At 72.8% G+C, this 14,705-nt stretch carries 16 protein-coding genes; 6 read left to right on the forward strand and 10 right to left on the reverse strand.

Annotated features, from left to right (window positions below):
• Positions 1–77: 77 nt before the first annotated feature.
• From FH715_RS15340 to FH715_RS15355, 4 genes are all read left to right on the forward strand, one after another.
• Positions 78–1,010 carry a glycerophosphodiester phosphodiesterase gene (locus FH715_RS15340; RefSeq protein ID WP_139645545.1) on the forward strand — a complete coding sequence of 311 codons (933 nt, stop codon included), beginning with the start codon at positions 78–80 and terminating at the stop codon, positions 1,008–1,010.
• A 104-nt stretch (positions 1,011–1,114) separates the two neighbouring features.
• Complete coding sequence (locus tag FH715_RS15345; protein ID WP_246108758.1) at positions 1,115–1,660, forward strand: methylated-DNA--[protein]-cysteine S-methyltransferase; 546 nt, start codon at positions 1,115–1,117, stop codon at positions 1,658–1,660.
• 177 nt (positions 1,661–1,837) lie between these two features.
• Positions 1,838–3,025, forward strand: a complete 1,188-nt coding sequence (locus FH715_RS15350; protein WP_139645549.1) for an NAD(P)/FAD-dependent oxidoreductase — start codon at positions 1,838–1,840, stop codon at positions 3,023–3,025.
• 94 nt (positions 3,026–3,119) lie between these two features.
• A complete protein-coding gene (locus FH715_RS15355) occupies positions 3,120–3,746 on the forward strand; it encodes a hypothetical protein (protein ID WP_139645551.1) in 627 nt (208 codons plus the stop codon).
• 40 nt (positions 3,747–3,786) lie between these two features.
• On the opposite strand, the gene FH715_RS15360 is transcribed toward FH715_RS15355, so the two are convergent.
• The 6 genes from FH715_RS15360 to FH715_RS15385 form a co-directional block, all read right to left on the reverse strand.
• Positions 3,787–4,428: a M23 family metallopeptidase gene (locus FH715_RS15360; protein WP_139645553.1), complete on the reverse strand. Its 642-nt coding sequence runs from the start codon at positions 4,426–4,428 to the stop codon at positions 3,787–3,789.
• 393 nt (positions 4,429–4,821) lie between these two features.
• Positions 4,822–5,538 (reverse strand): PIG-L deacetylase family protein, encoded by a 717-nt coding sequence (locus FH715_RS15365; RefSeq protein WP_139645673.1) that lies wholly within the window; start codon positions 5,536–5,538, stop codon positions 4,822–4,824.
• Positions 5,539–5,649: 111 nt separating this feature from the next.
• Complete coding sequence (locus tag FH715_RS15370) at positions 5,650–7,173, reverse strand: 3'-5' exonuclease (RefSeq protein WP_139645555.1); 1,524 nt, start codon at positions 7,171–7,173, stop codon at positions 5,650–5,652.
• Between the two features lie 38 nt (positions 7,174–7,211).
• Positions 7,212–7,661: a type II toxin-antitoxin system PemK/MazF family toxin gene (locus FH715_RS15375; protein WP_211367656.1), complete on the reverse strand. Its 450-nt coding sequence runs from the start codon at positions 7,659–7,661 to the stop codon at positions 7,212–7,214.
• 146 nt (positions 7,662–7,807) lie between these two features.
• A complete protein-coding gene (locus FH715_RS15380; protein ID WP_139645557.1) occupies positions 7,808–8,248 on the reverse strand; it encodes a DUF6224 family protein in 441 nt (146 codons plus the stop codon).
• A 108-nt stretch (positions 8,249–8,356) separates the two neighbouring features.
• Entirely contained in the window at positions 8,357–9,001 is a 645-nt protein-coding gene (locus tag FH715_RS15385) for a nucleoside/nucleotide kinase family protein (protein ID WP_211367658.1), read from the reverse strand.
• Positions 9,002–9,106: 105 nt separating this feature from the next.
• On the opposite strand from FH715_RS15385, the gene FH715_RS15390 reads away from it, so the two are divergent.
• Positions 9,107–9,340 (forward strand): hypothetical protein, encoded by a 234-nt coding sequence (locus FH715_RS15390; RefSeq protein WP_139645559.1) that lies wholly within the window; start codon positions 9,107–9,109, stop codon positions 9,338–9,340.
• 186 nt (positions 9,341–9,526) lie between these two features.
• Positions 9,527–10,771 (forward strand): FUSC family protein, encoded by a 1,245-nt coding sequence (locus FH715_RS15395; protein WP_139645561.1) that lies wholly within the window; start codon positions 9,527–9,529, stop codon positions 10,769–10,771.
• Positions 10,772–10,804: 33 nt separating this feature from the next.
• Here FH715_RS15395 and FH715_RS15400 read toward each other — a convergent pair whose 3' ends face one another.
• The 4 genes from FH715_RS15400 to rpsA all read right to left on the reverse strand — a co-directional run bounded on the left by FH715_RS15400 (position 10,805) and on the right by rpsA (position 14,467).
• Entirely contained in the window at positions 10,805–11,161 is a 357-nt protein-coding gene (locus FH715_RS15400) for a hypothetical protein (protein WP_139645563.1), read from the reverse strand.
• 62 nt (positions 11,162–11,223) lie between these two features.
• A complete protein-coding gene (gene coaE, locus FH715_RS15405) occupies positions 11,224–11,826 on the reverse strand; it encodes a dephospho-CoA kinase (protein ID WP_139645566.1) in 603 nt (200 codons plus the stop codon).
• Between the two features lie 14 nt (positions 11,827–11,840).
• Positions 11,841–12,788 carry a proteasome assembly chaperone family protein gene (locus FH715_RS15410; protein WP_139645568.1) on the reverse strand — a complete coding sequence of 316 codons (948 nt, stop codon included), beginning with the start codon at positions 12,786–12,788 and terminating at the stop codon, positions 11,841–11,843.
• Between the two features lie 164 nt (positions 12,789–12,952).
• Positions 12,953–14,467 carry a 30S ribosomal protein S1 gene (gene rpsA, locus FH715_RS15415; RefSeq protein ID WP_139645570.1) on the reverse strand — a complete coding sequence of 505 codons (1,515 nt, stop codon included), beginning with the start codon at positions 14,465–14,467 and terminating at the stop codon, positions 12,953–12,955.
• Positions 14,468–14,705 lie beyond the last annotated feature (238 nt).

The raw sequence follows: 14,705 nt of genomic DNA on the forward strand, positions 1-14,705 counted from the left end.
CACCAGCCGCGTACCCGGCGGTTTCCCCAGGCCGGGCAGGCTCCCCGCGTTCCCACACGGATTTCGAGGAGTTCCCCATGAGCGACACCACCTCCGGCTTGATCGGTTGGGCCCTCGGCGCGGTGGCCCTCACCGTCCTGCCGGTCGCCTCGCTGCCCGGTCTCTCCCCTCAGAGCGCCGGGGCCGCGTCGTCGGACGGTGTGCGTCCGGCGGCGACCACCGGCCTCGGTTTCGACGACCCGCTGGTGGTGGCCCACCGGGGCGCCTCGGGCTACGCCCCGGAGAACACCCTGGCCGCCGCCGAGGCCGCGGCCCAGGCCCACACCACCTGGGTGGAGACCGACGTGCAGCGCACCAGCGACGGCGAGCTGGTGCTGATGCACGACGAGACGCTCAACCGGACGACCGACGTGGAGGAGGTCTTCCCCGACCGGGCTCCGTGGCGGGTGGAGGACTTCACCGCGGAGGAGATCTCGCGGCTGGACGCGGGCAGCTGGTTCGGCGAGGAGTTCGCGGGCGAGCCGGTGCCGACGCTGGAGGAGTTCCTCGACGAGCTCGACGGCAACCGGCAGCGGCTGCTGCTCGAACTGAAGTCCCCCTCGCTCTACCCGGGCATCGAGGCCGACATCCTGGAGGAGCTCGACGAGCAGGGCTGGCTGCGTGAGTGGTACCCGGGCCAGCGACTGGTGCTCCAGAGCTTCGAGGCGGACTCGGTGCGCACGGTGCACGAGCTGGCGCCCCGGGTGGAGACCGGCTTCCTCGGCACCCCGCCGGTGGACGAGATCGCCGAGTACGCGGAGTTCGCCGACCAGATCAACCCCCGGCACGCCGACCTGAGCGCGGAGTACGTGGAGAGCGTGCAGTCCCTGCGCGGCCCGCACGGCCGCCCGCTGAAGGTCTACACCTGGACCGTCAACGACGGCGAGCTGGCGACCCGGGTCGCGGGCCTCGGCGTGGACGGCATCATCTCCGACGTGCCGGACGTGGTGCGGTCCGCGCTGCGCGACTGAGGAGCGGCGGGTGCCGGCTCACGTCGGCCGGCGGTGAGGGCGGTACGGACGGCGCTCGCGGGACTCCCCCGGGGTTGTCAGTGCCGCCCTCTATGCTCCCCGTCATGAGTGAGGAGAAGGGGTGTGCCTGGTCGGTGGAGGGCACACCGATCGGTCCGCTGCTGCTGGCCGCGACGGACCTGGGGCTGGTGTCGGTGGTCTTCCACGCGGAGCGGGACAGGGTGCCGGCGGCCCTGTCGGGTTTGGCCAAGGGGCTCGGGGCGCGGCCGGCCCCCGCCCCCGGCGGCCACCCGGTGCTGACGGAGGCTGCCGAGCAGTTGGCGGCCTACTTCGCCGGGCGGCTGCGGGTCTTCGACCTGGCTCTGGACTGGTCGCTGGCCTCGGGGTTCACCGAGCGGGTGCTGCGGGAACTGGCCGTGGGCGTCCCGCTGGGCAGCGTCGTCTCCTACCGGGATCTGGCGCGGCGGGCCGGCGAGCCGGGCGCGGCGCAGGCGGTGGGTGCGGCGATGGGGGCCAATCCCCTGCCGGTGGTGGTGCCCTGCCATCGGGTGGTGGCCTCCGACGGGGGCATAGGCGGCTTCGGCGGCGGCCTGGAGACCAAGCGCCAGCTGCTGGCGCTGGAGGGGGTGCTTCCCAGCCCGCTCTTCTGAGGACGGTCTGCCGAGGCGGTGTGCCGAGGGGTGTGCCGAGGACGGCCGGGGTCCTTCCGAGGACGGCACCCGCGCGGTGACGCGCGCCACAACGGGACGCGTGGTGTCACATCGCCGGCCCCCGCGGTGTCTTGAGGGTGAGCCCTGAGCGGGAGCCCTTGAGTGAGGAGAGACACCATGGCCGAGAAGACCGAGGTCCTCGTCGTCGGCGGCGGCTACGCGGGCGTGATGGCGGCCAACCGGCTGACCCGGCGCGACGACGTGGCCGTGACGCTGGTCAACCCGCGGCCCGCGTTCGTGGAGCGCATCCGCCTGCACCAGGTCGCCGGCGGCAGCCATGACGCGCTCACCGCGTACCGGGACGTGCTGGCCGAGGGGGTGCGGCTGCTCGTCGACTCCGTGTCCCTCATCGACGGCACCGCCCGGACGGTGGCGCTGGGCAGCGGCGGTGCCCTCGGTTACGACTACCTGGTCTACGCGGTGGGCAGCGGCACCGCCGAGCCCACGGTGCCCGGGGCCGCCGAGTTCGCTCACCCGGTCGGCAGCCTGGAGGAGGCCGAGGCGCTGCGCTCCGTGCTCGCCGCCGCGCCGGCGCGGACCGCCGTGGCGGTCGTGGGTGCCGGCTCCGCCGGCATCGAGACCGCGGCGGAGCTGGCCGAGGAGGGACGGCGGGTCACCCTGGTCTGCGGCGGGGAGCTGGGTCCCGGTCTGAGCGCCCGCGGCCGACGCGCGGTAGCCCGGCGGCTGGCCGGCCTCGGGGTCGAGGTGCTCCGGGGCCCCGGCGCCCGGGTCACCGGCGTGACGCCGGAGGCCGTGCGCCTCGGTGACGGGCGCGAGGTGCCGAGCGAGGTGACCGTGTGGACCACCGGTTTCGGCGTGCCGGACCTGGCGGCGCGCAGCGGGCTGAGCACGGACGCGCTGGGGCGCCTGCTCACCGACGAGACGCTGACCAGCGTCGACAGCGAACGTGTCGTCGCGGCCGGGGACGCGGCGGCCCCCTCCGGGCTGCCGTACCGGATGAGCTGCCAGGCGGCGGTCCAGCTGGGCCCGCAGGCCGCCGAGACGGTGCTCAGCCGGATCGCGGGCGAGCCGCCCCAGCCCGCCGCGGTGGGCTTCGTCGGGCAGTGCCTGAGCCTGGGGCGCGGCACCGGCGTGGTGCAGTTCGCCCGCAGGAACGACGCCGTCGTCGACCTGCGGATCGGCGGGCGCCTGGGAGCCAGGCTCAAGGAGGCGGTCTGCCGCGGCACCGTGCGGCAGCTGACGCGCGAGGCGCGCAAGCCGGGCGCCCGGGACCTGTGGCTGAAGGACGGCGGCCGGGAGGAAGCCCTGGCGGCGGCCCGCCGGGGCGAGGTGGCGCGCGGCTAGGGAGGGAGCGCGTGGCGGTTGCGGAGCCGCCCCCGGGAGGCGATCAGTGCGGGTATGACCCGATACTGGCGTCCCGAACGCGAGGAGGGCGACGATGACGCTGTCCCAGGACCGGCCGGCGATCACCTACTGCTCGCTGGAGGCGCTGCGTGCGCGGGGCTGGACACCGCTGCTGGTGCGTTCGTTCCTCGGCGAGCCGGATCGCCGCAGCCCGGTGGAGCTGTATCTGAGCGACCGGGTCAGGCGGACGGAGGAGCTGCCGGAGTTCCTCGCGGCGCGCGAGCTGCGCAGGCGGCGGGCCAGCGCGCAGCGCGACGCGCAGGCCCGGCGCAGGGCGGAGGGGCTCGCGGCGATACGGGAGGCACGGCTGGCGCTCCCCCGGTTGGCCGACGCGGAGCTGGCGGAGCGGGCAGTGGCCCACCGGAACCTCTGGGACGCGAGCCGCGCCGCGCTCTCCTGGGGCCACCGGCCGCGCGCGGTCTCGGTCGCCGAGCTGGAGCCGGCCGAACTGGCGCGCTGGAAGGTGGAGTGGCTGCTCCAGCAGCTGGCGCCGCATGCGGAGCTGCTGCACGCGCTGCCGCCCGGCGAGAGCCGGGCCGAGGGCCGTCAGCTGCTCACCGGGCGGTGCCGGGACGCGATAGCGCGGGCCTATCCGGCGCTCCGCGCGGAGTGCGAGGCGCGAAGGGCGGCCGACGGAGACGGCGCCCCTGGCGGGTTCTGACCGCGGGGCGCCGTCGGGTCGGTCTCACCCGTCGACCGGGTCACACATCGGCGTCCTGGTCGCGCAGGTACTTCATCGGGTCGATGGCGGTGCCGTAGTCGGCGCTGGTGCGGATCTCGAAGTGCAGGTGCGGGCCGCTGCTGTTGCCGGTGTTACCGGACAGCGCGATCTTCTCGCCCGTCTCCACCTGATCGCCCACGGCCACGTCGACCTCGGAAAGGTGCGCGTACTGGCTGAACGTGCCGTCACCGTGATCGATCACGATCGCGTTCCCGTACGCGGGACCGTCACCGGCACCGTTGCCACCGGCCTTCACCACGGTCCCCTCGTGCACCGAGGACACCTCGGCACCCGTCGGGACCGCGAAGTCCTGACCACTGTGCTTGCTGGTCCAACGGTCACCGCTGTTGCCGTACGTCGCCGACAGCTCGTAGTCACCCGAGATCGGCGACACCCAGTCACTCGCCTTCGGCTTCTCGGCGGCCGGGGCATGGTTCTTCTCGACGACCTCGGTGGCCTGGGTGGCCTGACGGGCGTCGGTCTTGCCGGCGCCCTCGGCCGCCACGGCCGCACCGGAGAGGGCCACCGTGGCGCAGACGCCGGCCGCGACGGCGGCGGCGGCACGGGCACGGAGCGACTTCGGGGCGCGGTTCAGGGTGGTGGTCGTGTGGGTGTTCGGCATGGAAGAACAACCTCCGCTTTCGGGGGCGTCCCGACCGGAACCAGCCGGGTGAACATCCTTGATAACGGGATATCCGACCCGGCACAAGAAGCTCTCCTACGACGCGGGACCGTAGCGGAGAAAGGGAGTCTGAAGGCCCTGGACATGCCCGTGGAAGCCTTCATCCGAAGAAGGCAACTTCCCGATCCCCACCATGCTGACCTGCACTGAGCCCCGCATATCCGAAGGTCGTTCGCCGTCCCTGGCGAAATCCCCTGGCACCGCGTGACGAAAGTCCCGGGACCTTGGTCCCGTTTTCCTGCTAAGCGTTTTCGTAGGCCCCGAAAACGCTGTGTCGAGCACCACAGAAAGGCCGCCGAGAAACCCGGGTATCGGCCGGGAGGGGCGCGGATATCAGCGCGGGAAGAGCTCGAACGGGGTGCAGCGGCGCCCGCCGAACCGGCCGCTCTCCCGCTCCGCGCCGTCGATCAGCAGCGACCGCGCGTAGCCCTCGGGATCGGTCTCGCCGAGCCCCGTGACATAGGCGCGATGCTCCACGAGCGAGGCGACGCCCCGCTCCAGCGCCGCGTCGCCCAGCGCCTGGGCGTGGGTCGACCGCGGCGAGGCCGCCACCGCCACCCAGCGGACCCCGTCCCACGGCTCCAGGCCGCCCTCGCCCAGCTGCTCGGGGAAGATCCAGCGGTTCCCCGCGTCGCCCGCCGCGTCCAGGGCGGCGCGGCCGACGATCCGGTGGTCGGGGGTGTTCCAGGCGTGGCCGCCCCAGGTGTCGCGGTGGTTGAGCGTGATCAGCAGCTCCGGCCGGTGCCGGCGCACGGCGGCGGCGAGGTCGGCACGGAGCGCGGGGCCCGCCTCGATCACGCCGTCCGCGTGGTCGAGGAACTCCACCGTCCGCACCCCGACGGCCGCCGCGCCTGCCAGCTGCTCGGCCTCCCGCACCCGGGCCGACTCCTCGGGCGGAAGGGAGTCGATCCCGGCCTCTCCCCTGGTAACCAGCACATAGGCGATCTCCCTGCCGCCCTCGACCCACTCGGCGACGGCGCCCGACGCGCCGTACTCCAGGTCGTCGGGGTGGGCCACGATCGCCAGTCCACGGCGCCAGTCCAGGGGCATGGGGTTCAGCTGCTCGGTCACCTTCGGTCTCCTCAGGGTCGGGTGGTCGCCTCGGGCGGGGGCCGGACACGGAGCCCGATCCCCGCCCAGGAGAAGAACCTAGTGAGCCGATCAGCCTTCGAGCGGCTCCGGCTCGGAAACCGCCGGAACCGGCAGACCCGCGATCCGGGCGCGGCAGCGTTCCGCGCGCCGCGCCAGGGTGTCCCACACGGCACGCGCCCCCTCGTCGCGACGGTGGGTGAGCCCTCTCTCGCACAGGGCCAGCGCGGCGCGGTCGTCGCCCAGGCGCTCGTGGCACAGCGTGAGCCGGTTGAAGACCACGGGGTCGCGCGCCCCCTCGTCCACCGCCCACTGCCACAGGCGCATCGCCTCCTCCACGCGCCCCCGGCGCTCCAGCCCCTGGCCGGCGTAGCGGGCGGCGCGGCCGAGCGCGGCCAGGTCGCCGGCGGTGCGCAGCACCGGCAGCAGCGAGGCCAGCTCGTCGGCCCAGGCGGGGTCGGAGCCGTAGTGCGAGACCAGGGCGGCGCCCGCGCTCCCCGTGGCGCAAAGGCCCAGCGTGGCGCAGGACCAGCAGCGACCGCAGTCCGGTAGGGCGGCGATCGCCGCGGCGGTGCCGGGGAAGAGACCGAGCAGGTGGTCGGGGCTCTCCGCGCCCTGGTCCAGCGCGGCCAGCCAGGCCACCGGCTGCGCCACGTCGTCCCTGCGGGTCCCCGGATCGTCGAGCAGCAGGTCGAGCGCGGTGCGCAGCGCCTCGCGCGCCCCCTCCGGGCGCGGGCGCCCGAACGCGGGGGTCGGCGTGGTGAGCGTGCCGCCGAACCAGCCCCACAGCCGTCCGGCCTCCGGGCACCCCTCGGCCTGGAGCGTGCGCAGCGCCGCGTGCCAGGCGCCCACGCCGCCGCGCCAGGCGGCGATCACCTCGTGCGCGTCGCGGTGGGCGGCGCTGAGGCCCGGCGTCTCGGCGTCGCACCGGGCACGCCTGCGGCGTTCGCGGCGCAGCACCTCCTCGCTGGGCTCGACGAGCCCTTCGAGGCCGGTGTGCCCGTCCTCGGCGGCGCGGTCCAGCAGCCGCAGCAGCAGCACGGCGGTGACCTCCGCGTCGGAGTCGGCGCGGTGTGCCCGGTGCGGGACGCCGAGGGAGGCGACGCACGTGGCGAGCCGGTGGTTGGCCAGCTCGGGGAGGTAGCGGCGGGCCAGCGTGAGGGTGTCGAGGCTGGTCGTCGGGGGCGGGCCCGCGTGGGCCAGCTCCAGCTCCATGGCGAGGAAGCGCAGGTCGAAGCCGACGTTGTGGGCCACCAGCACGGCGCCCTGAAGCCGGCGGTCGATCTCCGGCAGCACGTCGGCGAAGCGAGGCGCGGTGGTGCTCTCCGCCTTGGTGATGCCGTGGATGTGGACCGGACCGGTGTCGCGGCCGGGGTCGAGCAGGCTGGTCCAGCGGTCGGCTATCCGGCCGTCGACGACGGTGACCAGGGCGAGCGAGACCATGCGGTCGCCACGTTCGGGGTCGAAGCCGGTGGTCTCGCAGTCGAGCACCACATAGCGGTGGCCGTGCAGGGGATGCGGACGGGGGACGGCGCCGGTGCCGGGGTCGCCCGGGGAGGCGGGGCCGTCGAAAGAATCGGATGTGTCGGGTCGCATGGGAGTTCCGGGGGGCGGATGGGAGCGCGGGCCGGGGCTCAGCGCCAGCCGTGGCGCGCCTGGAGGTTGTGCACGACGCGGTTGTACCGCGCGCGGTCGAGCGCGCACGCCTCCCGACGCATCCCTTCGGGGTGGACGCGCAGCACGCGGTCCAGATGGACCCAGGAGTCACGGCCGGTGCGGTCCCAGGGGCCGGAGCCCAACGGCAGCCACTCGTCGTCGTGGTCCCTGTCCTGGCTGGTCAACTGGACGGCCAGGAGCGTCTCCCGGCCCTCCTCGCGCGCCACCACCAGCACCGGGCGGTCCTTGCCCCGGCCGTCGTTCTCCTCGTAGGGCACCCAGGTCCAGACGATCTCGCCCGGGTCGGGGTCTCCGTCGGGCTCCGGCGCGTACGCGGTGCGCACCTGCCCGATCCCGCGCGGCTCGACCTCGACCGTGGCGGCGGTGCCGTAGCGGCCATGTATCTCGTCTGACTGGGTGCTGTCCATGCGCCCACGGTATCGCCGTCGCCTCGCGCCGCTGTCAGTGGCGGTCCCTACCGTGGCGAACGGTCGAAATCCGGCCGCCCCGGGCCCAGTTGGAGGTGGTGCGCGACGCCGACTCCGTCCCGTGACGCGGCCGGTCGTGCCCGCGCTCAGGGCTCCATCGAGTGCAGGACACGCTCCCTGACGCCGTCGAGGAAGCGCGGCACGTCGGCCATGCTGGTCCCGGTGCACTGCACGATCAGGTCCATCACGTCACCCGCGGAGAGGGCTCCCACCACCGGGTGGACATGGGCGAGCGCGACCCGCTCCTCCATGCGCTTCAACACGTGGATGGCGAGGTTGAGTTCGGGAACACGTCCGGTGTCACCGAAGTCGAGCTTCTGACGCACCACCCACATGTCCGGGATGACCTGCCCGAAGACGATGAGATGCGCCAGGGCGAACATGGACCGCGCGCACTGCCGGGCGCTCTCGTCCGACTCGTCCTGAAGGGCGCGCACCCCCTCCTCGTCCTCGGCGAGATGAGCCTTGATCAGCGCCACGGCGTGCAGCACTTCGTCTCTGGTGTACGGCCTGACCGTGTCGTCCACGCCCCAACTCCCTGATCACTGTGCGCTGATGGTGCGACACCCAGTGTGTCAGTTTCCGGACCGGACGGGACCCCGGTGGACCACTTCACGCCCGGGCGCGCGCGGCGATCACGCGCGCCCCCGGATGCCCGTCCACGCCGGGCGCGCGGGATGGTCCATGCGCACCACCACATCGGCGGCCTCCGACGGGCCGTGCTCGGCGGCGTACCGGGCGAAGGCCGGCAGCGTCCAGCGCTCGTCCTCCGGGGTGCGCCGGGCCAACGCCCCCTCGGAGAGCGCGAGATGGACGGTCAGATCGGCGGGAAACCATCGCCCCAGCAGAAAGGGGCCGTGGAGTAGCAGCACGCCGCCCGGGGGGAGCGTGACATAGCCGCTGCGGGTGGCCCGGTCGCGCTCGGCGTCCCAGAGGTCGGGCAGCACCCGGCCGCTGCCTCCCGGGTCCAGGGGTGTCAGCACCTCGCGCCAGAGCGCGCCCTCGTCCAGCCAGGACTCCCGGTAGGAGTCCGGGTCCCGTCGCCCGAACTCGAAACGCAGCGAGGCCGCACGCAGAAAGCCGGCCGCGTCCACCACCAGCGCGGAACGCCCCCGCACCCGCAGTTCGTCGGCGACCGCGTGGGCCAGCCGGCCGCCACCGGCCGCCGGCGCCCCGTCGACCAGGACCCGCCGCCACGCCTCCGGCGCGTCGCCGGAGCCGAGGACTCCCTCGGCGAGGGCGGCGGCCAGCCTCTCCCCGGTGATCGCCTCCAGTCGCATGGCCCCATCATCGCCGAGTCCCACGCCCAGGCGCACAAGCCGGCGCTCGCTTCACCGCCCGGGCGCGTTCTTCCCTCCACGCGCCCGGCACCGCACGATAGATCCATGACCGAAGACGCCACCGATCCCCCGCAGCTCGTCCCCTATGTGGAGGCGCTGCGCGCCCGGTTACCGGCCGACCAGTTCATCCTGCTGATGCGCGCCTTCAACGCGTGGATGACGGGAGGCGGGCGGCTCGCCGTCCCGATGGGGCAGGACGAACGGCCGGAGGACGAGCCGTTCACCGCCGAGCTCCAGAGCGAGATGCTCACCCTGATGCGGCTCACCACCCCGCCCTGAGCCGGCCGCCCCGGGACGCGCCGCCACCCGACACCCCGTCACCCCCGCCACTCGCCCCGCCACTCCCCCCGTTCCGGCGACCGGGACGCGCAGACCTCCCCGGGGTTCGCTCCTCTGAACCCGTCAGATGACATCTTTTGTCAGGTGTTTTCCGAAAACACCACAGAGGAGCGAAAGGGGAGACAGATGCCGGATGTCTCCGAGCAGATCATCGACCTCGCCAAGCGGCGTGCCGAGCCCGTGGGCATCCAGACCGTCCGGTCCGCCGCGGCGGCGACCCTCGCCTACATGGCCGCTCTCTGGCTGACGGACGTGACCGCCCCGCTGCTGGCACCGCTCACCGCGCTCCTGGTCGTGCAGGTCACCCTCTACGCCACCATCACCACCGGGGTGCGGCGCGTCAACGCCGTGGTGACGGGCGTGCTGCTGGCCTCCGCCTTCAGCTCGGTGGTCGGCCTCAGCTGGTGGAGCCTGGGACTGCTGATCCTCTCGGCGCTGACCGCCGGCCACCTGGTGCGGGTCAGCGAGTTCGTTCCCGAGGTCGCGATCAGCGCGATGCTGGTGCTCGGCGTGACCCAGGTCGCCGAGACCGCCCTGGACCGGGTCGTGGAGACCGTGATCGGCGCCGTCGTCGGGCTGCTGTTCAACCTGGTCTTCGTCCCACCCGTCTGGGTGCGCTCCGCGGGCGACGACATCGAGGAACAGGCCCGGCGGATGCGCCAGTTGCTGATGCGGCTGAGCGAGGAGGCCAGCGAGCGCGAGCCCCGGTTGAAGACGCTCTCCGAGAAGCTGGAGGAGGCGCGCCAGCTCGACCAGGACGTCGCCCAGGTCGACGCCTCGCTCACCCAGGCCGAGGAGAGCCTGCGCTTCAACCCCCGCGCCAAGGAGCCGGTGCTGACCAGGATCGTGCTGCGCACCGGCCTCGACACCCTGGAGGTCTGCGCGGTCATCCTGCGCACCCTCTCCCGCAACCTCACCGACCTCTCGGCGCTCCGGGGCGACCAGCCGCTCTTCGCCGAGGATGTCGCCCCCGCCGTGCGGGAGCTGCTGAGCAACCTCGCCGGCGCGGTCGACAGCTACGCCACCCTGATCACCAGCCCGCTCAGCAGCGACGCCGACGAGGCGGAGGCGTTCCTGGAGATCGAGCTGGACGCGGCCAGGATCAGCCGGGAGCACGTCGCCCAACTGCTCCTGGCCAGGGTGCAGGAACACCCCAAGCAGTGGCAGTGGCACGGCTCGATGCTCGCCGAGGTCGACCGGCTCCTCGACGAGCTGGACAGCGAGAAGCGCTCCACCAAGCTGGCCGCGGAGCTGGACCGCGTCTCCCGCGAGGAACGCGAACGCAACCCCCGGATGCACCGCGTGCGCCGGCGGATGCGCGGCGTCCGCGGCCGTGTCGAGCGCCGCTTCCAGCGCCAACGCACCGGCTGAGGCTCCGTGTCGCTTCCGAACGCCCGGTGACGCTCAGGGACCAAAGGTGATCGGTCCCGTGATGTCCTGCGCCTGGACGACCGGGCCGGTGATCCTCGCGTCCCCGGAGATCTCGTTGCGCACCTGCGACTGTCGCGCGTCCACCAGCGTCTGGTGCGTCCGCGCCCAGTCGCGCAGCTGGTGGGCGAACTCCTCGTCCGCCTCGGCGCGATCGGAGATCCTCCCGACCAACACCCGCACCGAGTCCTCGTCGGCCGGGTCGACCGGCTCCGGCCGGCCCGTGATGCGACGGGTCAGGGAAAGTAACGAATCCCACGCGTGCCGCCCCGCCTCCGTGGCGACGCTGCCCGCCGCAGCGGTCACCAGGGCAAGGGCCGAATCAAGGTCCATGCGACCCACGGTAGTCCCCCGGGCACCCTCCGCGCCACGGTACGGGACCACCTCACAGCCGCTCACTCCGACTCGGTGAGCGCCACCAGCCGGGGCCACAACTCCTCGACCCTCGCGTCGAGTTGCTCCAACGTGCCGTCGTTGTCCAACACGAAGTCGGCGACCGCCAGCCGCTCCTCGCGGCCGGCCTGCGCCTCCATCCGCGCCCTCGCGTCGGCCTCGCTCATCCCGCGCCCCTCCGTCAGCCGGACCCACCGCGTCGCGTCCGAGGCGTCCACCACGATCACCGCGCGATAGCGGTGCGCCAGCCCCTCCTCCGCGAGCAACGGAACGTCGTGCACCACCACCGCGTCGGGACCGGCCGCCTCCTGGAGCTCCGCCGCACGGCGCGCCACCAGCGGGTGGACCACGGCGTTGAGCGCGCGGCGGCGCTCCGCGTCGGCGAAGACGACACGGCCCAGCCGCTCGCGGTCCAGCGCGCCGTCCGGCGTCAGCACCTCGTCACCGAACTCGGCGACCACCGCCGCCAGTCCCGGCGTCCCCGGCGCGACCACCTCGCGGGCGATCACGTCGGAGTCCACGATCACCGCGCCCCGGCGCGCGAGGGCGCGCGCCGCCTCGCTCTTGCCGGCGCCGATGCCACCGGTCAGCCCCACAGCCACCATGGCCGCAGGCTACGCTACGCCTGCCCGTCGCCGTCCTCGCGCTCCGCGAGAAAGCGCTCGAAGACCTCGCCCAACTCGTCGGCCGACGGCAGCTCCACCGGCTCGGCCACCAGGCTGCTCCTGGTCGCGGCCCCGGCGACCGCGTCGTACTGCTGCTCAAGCCCGCGCACCACGGCCACCAGGTCCGACTCGCCCTCGGCCAGCTCGCGTTCGATTTCGTCCTGCGTCTTCAACGCCGAGACCCGCAGCGTGTGCACCGCCTCCGGCAGCACCAGCCCCGTGGCCGCGGTGATCGCCTCCAGCACCACCAGCGCCGAGTCCGGGTAGCGGGAACGGGCGATGTAGTGCGGCACATGCGCGGCCACGCCCAGCACGTCGTGCCCCGCCTGCTCCAGCCGCAGCTCCACCAGCGCCGCCGCGCTGCCGGGCACCTGCGCCTCGTCGAAGAGCGAACGCCCCACGGGCACCAGCTCCGCGCGGTTGCCGTGCGGGGTGAGCCCCACCGGCCTGGTGTGCGGGACGCCCATCGGGATGCCGTGGAAGCTGACCGCGAGCCGCACCCGCAGCCGCTCCACCAGGTGCCGCACGGCCGCGGCGAACCCCTCCCACTCCGTGTCCGGCTCCGGACCGGTCAGCAGGAGGAACGGCTGGTGGGTCGCGTCCCTGACCAGTCGCAGCTCCAACGACGGCTGCTCGAAGGACGTCCACCGGTCGCGGTTGAAGGTCATGGACGGGCGTCGGGCCCGGTAGTCGACCAGCCGGTCATGGTCGAACCTGGCCACCGTCACACCGGGCAGTTCGAGCAACTGCTCGGCGAGCTGGCCCCCGGTGTCCCCCGCGTCGATGAACCCTTCGAAGTGGTACAGCAGCACGGGCCCCGCGCTGTCCGGGGCGCCGACCGCCTCCTCGACCCGGGCGATCCCGTCGGGCTCCCACGCGTACAACTCCTGTGGATCACGCACTGTCCCCGTTCCCCTTCCGTTGTCTCGCGTCTGACGGGTCAACGCCCCCGCCCGCCGGGGCATTCCACCATGCCCCGGAAAGACACGGGAGGAAACACCGAGGGCCCGCCTCCCAGGGGAGACGGGCCCTCGTGCACGGGTGTTTCAGCCCCGTGGGGGCTGGGTCAGCTCTGGCCGCCGGCCAGCTTCTCCCTCAGCGCGGCGAGCGCCTCGTCGGAAGCCAGGGCACCGGAGTCCTCCGAGGGGCTGGAGGAGTACGAGCCGCCGCCGGAGCCGCCGCCCGACTGCTGGCCGCCGCCACCGCCGCCGCCACCGGCCGCCTCGGCCTCGGCCTGGGCGTCCGCCTCGCGGGACTTGATGACCTGCGCCTGGTGCTGCTCGAAGCGCGTCTGCGCCTCGGCGTACTGGCGCTCCCACTCCTCGCGCTGCTTGTCGTACCCGGGCAGCCAGTCGTTCGCCTCCGGGTCGAAGCCCTCGGGGTAGATGTAGTTGCCCTGGTCGTCGTAGGACGCCGCCATGCCGTACAGGGTCGGGTCGAACTCGACCACCATCGGGTCGGCGCCGAAGTTCTCGTTGGCCTGCTTCAGCGAGAGGCTGATCCGACGACGCTCCAGGTCGATGTCGATGACCTTGACGAAGATCTCGTCGTTGACCTGGACGACCTGCTCCGGGATCTCCACGTGGCGCTCGGCCAGCTCGGAGATGTGGACCAGGCCCTCGATGCCCTCGTCCACCCGGACGAACGCGCCGAACGGCACCAGCTTCGTGACCTTGCCGGGCACGACCTGACCGATCTGGTGCGTCCTGGCGAACTGCTGCCACGGGTCTTCCTGGGTGGCCTTCAGCGACAGGGAGACGCGCTCGCGGTCCATGTCGACGTCGAGCACCTCGACGGTGACCTCCTGGCCGACCTCGACGACCTCGGAGGGGTGGTCGATGTGCTTCCAGGACAGCTCGGAGACGTGCACCAGGCCGTCCACGCCACCCAGGTCCACGAAGGCACCGAAGTTGACGATGGAGGAGACGACGCCGGAGCGCACCTGGCCCTTCTGGAGGGTGGTGAGGAAGGTCTGGCGGACCTCGCTCTGGGTCTGCTCCAGCCAGGCACGGCGGGACAGGACCACGTTGTTGCGGTTCTTGTCCAGCTCGATGATCTTGGCTTCGAGCTCCTTGCCCACGTAGGGCTGGAGGTCCCGGACCCGGCGCATCTCCACCAGGGAGGCCGGGAGGAAGCCACGGAGGCCGATGTCGAGGATGAGGCCGCCCTTGACGACCTCGATGACGGTACCGGTGACGATGCCGTCCTCGTCCTTGATCTTCTCGATGGTGCCCCAGGCGCGCTCGTACTGGGCGCGCTTCTTGGAGAGGATCAGGCGGCCTTCCTTGTCCTCCTTCTGGAGAACAAGGGCCTCGATCTCGTCGCCGACGGCGACGACCTCGTTGGGGTCGACGTCGTGCTTGATCGACAGCTCGCGCGAGGGGATGACCCCCTCGGTCTTGTAACCGATGTCGAGCAGGACCTCGTCCCGGTCGACCTTCACGATGACGCCGTCGACGATGTCGCCGTCGTTGAAGTACTTGATCGTCTCGTCGATCGCGGCGAGGAAGGCTTCCTCGGAACCGATGTCGTTGACCGCTACCTGCGGCGTGGTCGCGGTGGTCTCGGTGCTGCTCGTCATGTGGTAAAGGGCTCCGGTACGGACATATTGGTAGGCACTGCTACGCCGAAGACCAATATCGCACCTGCCGTAGCCGGACAGCCTGAGAAGCGCGGCTCCCGGCCCCGAGGGACCCGAAACACGCCTCACCAACCGAGAGGACATACAGCGGATGCGAGCGCGACCTGCTCCGTCCGAGGCGCGCAAGTCCGCAGCGCGTCTTATAGCATACGGGGGCATCCGATCAGGGTCAATGCGC

Source organism: Streptomyces sedi (assembly GCF_006335015.1).
Classification (GTDB): Bacteria; Actinomycetota; Actinomycetes; order Streptomycetales; family Streptomycetaceae; genus Streptomyces; species Streptomyces sedi.

What these genes read in the sequence shown, in the direction of transcription:
- FH715_RS15340 (WP_139645545.1), top strand. Translation starts at nt 78, where the DNA reads ATGAGCGACACCACCTCCGGCTTGATCGGTTGGGCCCTCGGCGCGGTG.
- FH715_RS15345 (WP_246108758.1), top strand. Translation starts at nt 1,115, where the DNA reads ATGAGTGAGGAGAAGGGGTGTGCCTGGTCGGTGGAGGGCACACCGATC.
- FH715_RS15350 (WP_139645549.1), top strand. Translation starts at nt 1,838, where the DNA reads ATGGCCGAGAAGACCGAGGTCCTCGTCGTCGGCGGCGGCTACGCGGGC.
- FH715_RS15355 (WP_139645551.1), top strand. Translation starts at nt 3,120, where the DNA reads ATGACGCTGTCCCAGGACCGGCCGGCGATCACCTACTGCTCGCTGGAG.
- FH715_RS15360 (WP_139645553.1), bottom strand. Translation starts at nt 4,428, where the DNA reads ATGCCGAACACCCACACGACCACCACCCTGAACCGCGCCCCGAAGTCG.
- FH715_RS15365 (WP_139645673.1), bottom strand. Translation starts at nt 5,538, where the DNA reads ATGCCCCTGGACTGGCGCCGTGGACTGGCGATCGTGGCCCACCCCGAC.
- FH715_RS15370 (WP_139645555.1), bottom strand. Translation starts at nt 7,173, where the DNA reads ATGCGACCCGACACATCCGATTCTTTCGACGGCCCCGCCTCCCCGGGC.
- FH715_RS15375 (WP_211367656.1), bottom strand. Translation starts at nt 7,661, where the DNA reads ATGGACAGCACCCAGTCAGACGAGATACATGGCCGCTACGGCACCGCC.
- FH715_RS15385 (WP_211367658.1), bottom strand. Translation starts at nt 9,001, where the DNA reads ATGCGACTGGAGGCGATCACCGGGGAGAGGCTGGCCGCCGCCCTCGCC.
- FH715_RS15390 (WP_139645559.1), top strand. Translation starts at nt 9,107, where the DNA reads ATGACCGAAGACGCCACCGATCCCCCGCAGCTCGTCCCCTATGTGGAG.
- FH715_RS15395 (WP_139645561.1), top strand. Translation starts at nt 9,527, where the DNA reads ATGCCGGATGTCTCCGAGCAGATCATCGACCTCGCCAAGCGGCGTGCC.
- FH715_RS15400 (WP_139645563.1), bottom strand. Translation starts at nt 11,161, where the DNA reads ATGGACCTTGATTCGGCCCTTGCCCTGGTGACCGCTGCGGCGGGCAGC.
- coaE (WP_139645566.1), bottom strand. Translation starts at nt 11,826, where the DNA reads ATGGTGGCTGTGGGGCTGACCGGTGGCATCGGCGCCGGCAAGAGCGAG.
- rpsA (WP_139645570.1), bottom strand. Translation starts at nt 14,467, where the DNA reads ATGACGAGCAGCACCGAGACCACCGCGACCACGCCGCAGGTAGCGGTC.